Annotated in this window: 3 protein-coding genes; all 3 read right to left on the bottom strand. The window is 39.8% G+C overall.

All coding sequences use genetic code 11. From position 1 onward, the window contains the following. Nucleotides 1-70: 70 nt before the first annotated feature. The gene (locus HT699_RS09915) at nucleotides 71-829 is read right to left on the bottom strand and encodes an ABC transporter ATP-binding protein (RefSeq protein WP_172934327.1); all 759 of its coding nucleotides are present in this window, start codon (nucleotides 827-829) and stop codon (nucleotides 71-73) included. Beyond that, the gene (locus HT699_RS09910) at nucleotides 826-1692 is read right to left on the bottom strand and encodes an ABC transporter permease (protein WP_000637229.1); all 867 of its coding nucleotides are present in this window, start codon (nucleotides 1690-1692) and stop codon (nucleotides 826-828) included. Before HT699_RS09910 ends, HT699_RS09915 begins: the two co-directional genes overlap by 4 nt. A 68-nt stretch (nucleotides 1693-1760) precedes the next feature. After that, complete coding sequence (gene trpX / locus HT699_RS09905) at nucleotides 1761-2765, bottom strand: tryptophan ABC transporter substrate-binding protein (RefSeq protein ID WP_172934326.1); 1005 nt, start codon at nucleotides 2763-2765, stop codon at nucleotides 1761-1763. Nucleotides 2766-2900: the final 135 nt, after the last annotated feature.

Genomic DNA, 2900 nt, shown 5'->3' with positions numbered 1-2900 from the left:
AAAACTGTCAAAGATGGGAGTATACTTTATTTCAGAAAAAAAGTAAACCATTTCACTCATTTTCCCTACTTTATTCAAAGAGTTGATAATAATCAGAGATTTTCATTTTTGCTTTTTCTTCTTGGTTCAAATCTTGGATAATTCGTCCTTCTTTCATGACAATTAAGCGATTGCCATATTTGAGAGCATCTTCCATATGATGGGTAATCATAAGCGCTGTCAATTGATCCTTCTTGACAAATTCATCCGTCAATTCCATGAGTGCGACACTGGTCTTTGGATCAAGAGCTGCAGTATGCTCGTCTAACAAGAGTAATTCAGGTCGCTTCAAGGTTGCCATCAAGAGACTCAAGGCCTGTCTTTGACCACCTGATAAAAACTCAATCGGTGTATTCAAGTGTTTCTCAAGACCATTTCCTACTTTTTCAATGGTTGACTGAAATTCATCCTTATAACTAGTCAAGCGTCGTGGTAACAATCCCCGCTTTTCACCACGAAACTTGGCAATCAAAAGATTTTCAGCAACCGTCATACGAGGAGCTGTCCCCATCTTTGGATCTTGGAAAACTCGAGACAGATACTTGGCCCGCTTCTCTGGTGAAAACTTGGTAACATCCTCACCCAAAATACGGATAGTTCCACTGGTTAAGGACAAGGTTCCTGCAATAGTGTTAAAGAGAGTTGATTTCCCAGCACCATTTCCACCTAAAATCGTGATGAAATCCTGTTCAAAAATTTCTAAGGAAACATCATTTAAAATAATCTTCTCTTCATCAAAGCCATTTTTAACGATTTTGGTTGCATTTTTTAATTCTACAATTGCTGTCATTTGCTTAACTTGGCTCCTTTCAAGATGGTTTGCTTAAATGTTGGAATCATGAGGCAGACTGCTAAAATCACGGCGCTGTACAAACGAAGGTAACTTGTATTAAAGCCAAGCGCAATAACCGCCCACACTAAGAATTGATAAGCGATAGAACCTACAACGATGGTAACCAGACGTTCTGCCAAACTCAAACTCTTGAAAATAACTTCTCCAATAATCAAACTTGCAAGCCCCACAACGATAACCCCGATCCCTCGAGATACATCAGCATACCCTTCTTGCTGGGCAATGAGAGCTCCTGCAAGGGCAATCACACCATTTGATAAGACCAAGCCCATGAGCTCCATGCGTCCAGTATGAATCCCGAAACTTCTAGCCATATCAGGATTGTCACCTGTAGCAATATAGGCTTGTCCGAGTTTGGTATCCAAGAAAAAGAGCATGAGAGCAATAACAAAACTGACAAAGATAAGACCTGTCAAGAGTTGGTTCAAATCTGAATCAAAAGGCAAAACATCCTGGATTTGCTTGGTTCCAAGTAAGCCTAAATTGGCACGTCCCATAATCAAGAGCATGATAGAGTGACAGGAAGTCATCACCAAAATCCCTGAGAGCAAAGTTGGGATCTTCCCTTTTGTATAAAGAAGTCCTGCTGCCATACCAGCCAAACAACCTGCTCCTACAGCAAGCAGTGTCGCTAAAAAAGGGTTCACGCCTTTGGTTATCAGAGTGACAGCAACAGCTCCCCCAAGAGGGAAGGAACCTTCTGTTGTCATATCTGGAAAGTTCAAAATCCTAAATGTCATAAAGATTCCCAGACCTAGAATAGCCCAGACAAATCCTTGAGAAATAATGGAAACAATCATATTTTATTTAATCCTTTCTATATTCATCTTTTTAAAAAATGGGAAGAGTCTCCTCCTCCCTACCTTATTTATTCGATGACTTGTCCTGCTTCTTTGAGAACAGACTCAGGAATCGTAATACCTAGTTCTTGTGCTATTTTTTTATTGATGACTGACTTACCAGTTGAAAAGACATTGACTGGGGTATCGGCTGGTTTTGCACCTTTCAAGACTTGCGCAATCATTTTTCCAGTTGCCACACCAAGGTCATGTTGGTCAACTACAACTGATGCCAAACCACCTACTTCTACCATAGCTGTCGCACTTGGATAAATTGGTTTCTTAGAACTTTGATTGCTAGAGACAGCCGTTGGAAATCCTGATGCAATGGTGTTATCAATTGGAACCCAAATAGCATCTACCTTGCTAGTCATAACAGTGACAGTTGAGGCAATTTCATTTGTTGAAGGAACTGCAAATGTTTCCACTGTCAGACCTGCTTTTTCAGCATAAGCCTTAAATTCTTCGACCTGAGTTTTGGAATTATCTTCGCTGCTTGAGTAAAGAGCTCCGATTGTTTTCACATTTGGTGTCAAAGCTTTGATGAGTTCAACTTGTTGTTGAGCTGGATTGTGGTCAGATACCCCTGTAATGTTGCCACCTGGTTTTTTCAAATCTTTAACCAAGTTAGCACCAATTGGGTCTGTAATAGCAGCCATAATAACAGGTAGGTCTTTTGTTGCACTAGCCAAACCTTGAGCAGCTGGTGTCGCAATACCAACCACAAGGTCATTGCCATTTGCAACCAATTGTTTACTCATTGTCGCAACCTTACTTTGGTCACCTTCTGAGTTCATAAAATCGATTTTAACTTGATCATCTTTATATCCTTCTTCTGCAAGTCCGTCTTGAATCCCTTTATAAATCAAATCAAGGGATGGATGGCTCACAAATTGAAGCACACCAATCTTGGCTATTTTCTTCTCATCCTTATTATTCTGAGCTTCTGATTTATTCATTGAAGAGTAAATCAAGCTTCCTGCTACTAAGACTGCTAATGCAGCGATAATTCCAATTAAACGTTTATTTTTCATTCTATTTCTCCTTTTTAATTCCTTTAAAATACTTCACTTATCTAATACTCTTCGAAAATCTCTTCAAACCACGTCAGCGTCGCCTTACCGTAGGTATATGATACTGACTCTGTCAGTTCTATCCACAACCTCAAA

The organism is Streptococcus sp. 1055 (assembly GCF_013276815.1).
Classification (GTDB): Bacteria; Bacillota; Bacilli; order Lactobacillales; family Streptococcaceae; genus Streptococcus; species Streptococcus pseudopneumoniae.
Note: the sequence above shows the minus strand (reverse complement) of the source record. Positions and strands in the feature narration are given on the sequence as shown.

Excerpts from the sequence above, each read along its gene's own strand:
- HT699_RS09915 (WP_172934327.1), bottom strand. The coding sequence starts at position 829 with ATGACAGCAATTGTAGAATTAAAAAATGCAACCAAAATCGTTAAAAAT.
- HT699_RS09910 (WP_000637229.1), bottom strand. The coding sequence starts at position 1,692 with ATGATTGTTTCCATTATTTCTCAAGGATTTGTCTGGGCTATTCTAGGT.
- trpX (WP_172934326.1), bottom strand. The coding sequence starts at position 2,765 with ATGAAAAATAAACGTTTAATTGGAATTATCGCTGCATTAGCAGTCTTA.